At 49.9% G+C, this 3,958-nt stretch carries 6 protein-coding genes; all 6 read right to left on the reverse strand.

Features of this window, described 5'->3' with window-relative positions; translation table 11 throughout:
- A partial coding sequence (locus IJ369_RS04885) for an MATE family efflux transporter (protein WP_290716671.1) occupies window positions 1-1,209 on the reverse strand: 1,209 nt, incomplete at its 3' end.
- Window positions 1,210-1,270: 61 nt separating this feature from the next.
- Window positions 1,271-1,471, reverse strand: a complete 201-nt coding sequence (locus IJ369_RS04890; RefSeq protein ID WP_290716673.1) for a PF20097 family protein — start codon at window positions 1,469-1,471, stop codon at window positions 1,271-1,273.
- A 15-nt stretch (window positions 1,472-1,486) separates the two neighbouring features.
- Window positions 1,487-1,939, reverse strand: a complete 453-nt coding sequence (locus IJ369_RS04895; protein ID WP_290716675.1) for a hypothetical protein — start codon at window positions 1,937-1,939, stop codon at window positions 1,487-1,489.
- 14 nt (window positions 1,940-1,953) lie between these two features.
- Window positions 1,954-2,478 carry a signal peptidase I gene (gene lepB, locus IJ369_RS04900; RefSeq protein WP_290716677.1) on the reverse strand — a complete coding sequence of 175 codons (525 nt, stop codon included), beginning with the start codon at window positions 2,476-2,478 and terminating at the stop codon, window positions 1,954-1,956.
- Window positions 2,479-2,496: 18 nt separating this feature from the next.
- Window positions 2,497-3,420, reverse strand: a complete 924-nt coding sequence (locus IJ369_RS04905) for a SufB/SufD family protein (RefSeq protein ID WP_290716680.1) — start codon at window positions 3,418-3,420, stop codon at window positions 2,497-2,499.
- Window positions 3,420-3,958, reverse strand: a 539-nt coding sequence (locus IJ369_RS04910; RefSeq protein WP_290716682.1) for an ATP-binding cassette domain-containing protein, incomplete at its 5' end; no start/stop codon positions are given. The genes IJ369_RS04910 and IJ369_RS04905, both read right to left, overlap by 1 nt.

Below are 3,958 nucleotides of genomic sequence, written 5' to 3' on the forward strand. Positions count from 1 at the left end.
GAAGAGGGACAGGGGCAGTGCATATTTGACCTTCCCCATGGAAGTGAGCCCATCCACATAAGCATACTGGACGGCAATGCCCACCAGCCCCAGACAGAACCGACGGATACAGCCTACGCAGACCGCCATGACCGCCGCATCTTTCAGGAAGAGACCTGCGAAGGCCTGAGGGAACAGCAAAATCAAAATCTGCATGCCGCCGATATAGGCCACGCAGACCTTCAGCACGTAAGTAAAGGTCTGATCCAGTTTTTTCTTTTCCTTTGCGCCATAAAAATAACCATAGAGTGTGCCACAGCCCTGGGTGATGCCCGCCGCAGGACAGCTGACGATGGTCAGGATGCTCTGGATGACTGCCGCACAGGTGATATAAACTGTGCCGTCCACGCCGCCGTATTTTCTGAGGGATGCGTTCAGGATGATAACCACCCCGTTATCCAGAATGGTGATGAGGAAGGGCATGATGCCTACCATCACGATACGCTTCATGATAGCGATCTCATAGCCGCCAATTTCCAGACGGATGGGCACTTTCTTTCTTCTTAAGTACCACAGGGTGAATACGGCCATAGCCGCCTGGGCCACCACTGTGGCGATCGCCGCCCCTTCGATGCCCATATCCAGGCCGAAAATGAGAATAGGGTCTAAGATCAGGTTCGTCAGCGCACCAATGACAACGGAAATCATCCCCGCCCGGGAGAAGCCCTGAGCCAGAATGAAATGGTTCATGCCAATGCCCAGCAGAGGGAAGATGGTTCCCGCCGCGTAGATGGTAAAATATCTGCTTGCCAGAGGATACATGCTGTCATCACAGCCCAGCAAATACAACAGAGGCTTTTTCCAGAAGAGCGTTGCCGCCGTTACGAGGATGCTGATGCAAATCAGCATCACAAAGGCATTATTGACCGGCTTTTTCGCCCCTTCCATATCCTTCTGCCCCAGTTTGACGCTCATCTGAGCGGAACCGCCCACCCCCACCATATAGGCAAAGGCGGAAATTGCCGTCAGGGCAGGGGCACAGACCCCAATGCTGGCCAGGGCCAGGTCCCCCACTTCGGGGATGCGCCCAACGAAGATACGGTCTACAATGCTATAGAGAATATTGAAAAACTGGGCAAACATGGCAGGGATGCCCAAGCGTATGACTAAACTTTTCACAGGCGTTTCATCGAAAAAGCGATTGATACCCGTTTCTTTTGTATGTTCCATTTCGGTTCCTCATTTCCTGATACAGAAAACGACTCCATTTCCTTGGAGCCGTCCTGCTTTCTTAAAATTGTTCGATGTCTAAAATCAGCTTTCTGCAGTTGGCACAAAGATGCCCTTCCATCTTCGCACCGCCCATGTAGCTTTTCGCCAGCAGGTATTCTTCTTTTCTGCCGCTTTCATCTACACCTTTCCACTGCACATATCTGCCGCCGGAGTTCATTTTGCCTTCGGTCATTTCATTTCCACAAAAAGGACATTTCATAACTCGTCCCTCCTTTTATTCTTCTGTGCCTGTAGGAACCAGCACAGTATCTTCTGTAGCATCACCAATGATGCGGAACATACTTTCCTTCGGCAAAACATCGCCGGTCAGAACTTCTGTCGCCGTCACCTTGCCGCCTTCCAGAGAAATCAGGAAATATTCCTGCTCCTCTTCTACCTTGGTGCCAAGAAGCCCCTGGGGAACGCCCACATAATAGGTCAGGAAGGCTTCTGTTTCTTCTTCAGGCTCGCCCAGCTTTTCTTTCACTTCTTCGGTCGTCATGCCAACGAACTGGACACGGTCTCTCAGATCCTGCAGGATCTTCTGACGGTCATTGCCCACATAATTCACCCATTTTTCTGTAGTGAAGCCTGTGTTGTTATCGTGATAGCGCCCGCCAATGAATACCACCACTGCCAATACCACCAGAACTGTCACGATCAGTTTATCTTTCGTTTTCAATCCCATACTGATCCCTCCTGTCAGGAAATCCATTTGAAGTCTTTATAGTATCGCAATACGACTTTGCCCAGAATCTCATCTTCTTCTACGAATTTATTTTCCCAGAAACGGGAATCCAGCGAATGATTGCGGTTATCGCCCATCATAAAATAGCATCCATCGGGAACGATATAGGGGCCAAAATCCCCCTGGGTGGTTTCCGCGATGTAGTCTTCCTCCAACGCTTCCCCGTTGACGTAAACTTCGCCATCTTCCACCAGAACCATATCCCCCGGCGTGCCAATGACACGTTTTACGTACAGGGTCTTGCCTGTAGGGTCATCGGGGTAATGGAACACTGCAATATCCCCCTGCTCCGGTTCCTCGAACCAATAGGAGGTTCTCAGAGCAAGGATACGATCCCCCGCCATAATGGTATTTTCCATGGAGCCAGTAGGCACTTCCGCATTGACGATGAGGAAGGAATTGACTGCCCCAGCCAGAATTGCCGCCAGAATGATGGTTTTGATCCAGCTGATGACCTCTGTTTTCACTGTACTGCTCATCCGCCCATCTCCTTTGGCTTATTTCAGGAAGCCGTTGATGATCTGCGCTTCCGCTTCTTTTTCTGTCAGACCCAGTGTCATCAGTTTTGTCAGCTGATCGCCGGCGATCTTACCGATAGCCGCTTCATGGATCAGGGATGCATCCACATGGTTTGCTGTGATTTCAGGTTCCGCCGCAACCACACCGTTGTCCATGATGATGGCGTCACATTCGGAATGACCATAACATTCTGCGTTGCCGTTGATCTTGGAACGGAACAGCTGTCTGGAATTGTCTCTTGCTACAGAACGGGAGATCAGCTTCGCGCTGGAACCTGTACCGTCCAGGTTTACATCAAAGGATGTTTCCGCATACTGTTCGCCGTGGGTCATAATCTTTTCTTTGATGATCATAGTCGCGCCGTCTTTCAGCTTCGCGCTGGAGATACGTTTTGTGGAATCCACGCCCTTCAGCTGTACGGTGTCCATTTCGATATAAGCATTTTCTTCCGCTTCAATATGTGTCTGGGGGTTGATGATACGTTTGCCGTTGCCATCGCCTTCCCCAATGTGTTTTTCCAGATAAACGATCTTTGCATTTTTGCCCACGAAGAAACGATGAATACCTTCGTGTACGGAATCGTCACAACCGCAGTTATGGATGCCGCAGCCTGCGATGATGGTGATTTCCGCACCTTCGCCGATGTGGAAATCGTTATATACCACTTCCTTCACGCCATCCTGTGTGATCAGCGCGGGGATGTGCACATCTTCATTTTTTGTAAAGGGTTTTACATAGATATCCAGGCCTGTGCCGTCAGCCTTAGGTACGATGTCGATATTTTCTGTAGAATGTCTGCCTTCGCTCTTCCCATTGTTACGGATGTTGAATGCGCCCGTTGTGGGGATATTCATCATGCCGGAAACTTCAGCAAGAAGGTTTTTTACGATATCATTCAGCATTATTTGTTACCTCCCTGTAAAAATCTGCAGCCTGTTTCCATGCCAAACAAACCGGGCAGGACTTCTTCTTTTGTGCCGATCTGTTTCACTTCGCCTGCGCTCAGCAGCACCACCTGGTCTGCAATGTCCAGGATTCTTTCCTGGTGGGAAATGATCATAATGGAGCCCTGGATCTCTTCGTGCATCTTTTCGAATACGTCGATCAGGTTTTTGAAGCTCCAAAGGTCGATGCCTGCTTCGGGTTCATCAAACAGAGTCAGTTTTGTTTTTCTTGCCATAACCGTAGCGATTTCGATACGTTTCAGTTCGCCGCCGGAAAGGCTGGCGTTTACTTCACGGTCGATATAATCCTTGGCGCACATGCCAACTTCCGCCAGATACTGGCAGGCATCTGCTGTGGACAGTTCCTGACCGCTTGCCAGTGTGATCAGGTCTTTTACAGTTACGCCTTTGAAACGAACGGGCTGCTGGAAAGCAAAGCTGATGCCTGCTCTCGCACGTTCTGTGATGCCCATTTCTGTAATATCCTGACCATCCA

It is taken from the genome of Anaerotignum sp. (assembly GCF_017483025.1).
Lineage (GTDB): Bacteria > Bacillota > Clostridia > Lachnospirales > Anaerotignaceae > Anaerotignum_A.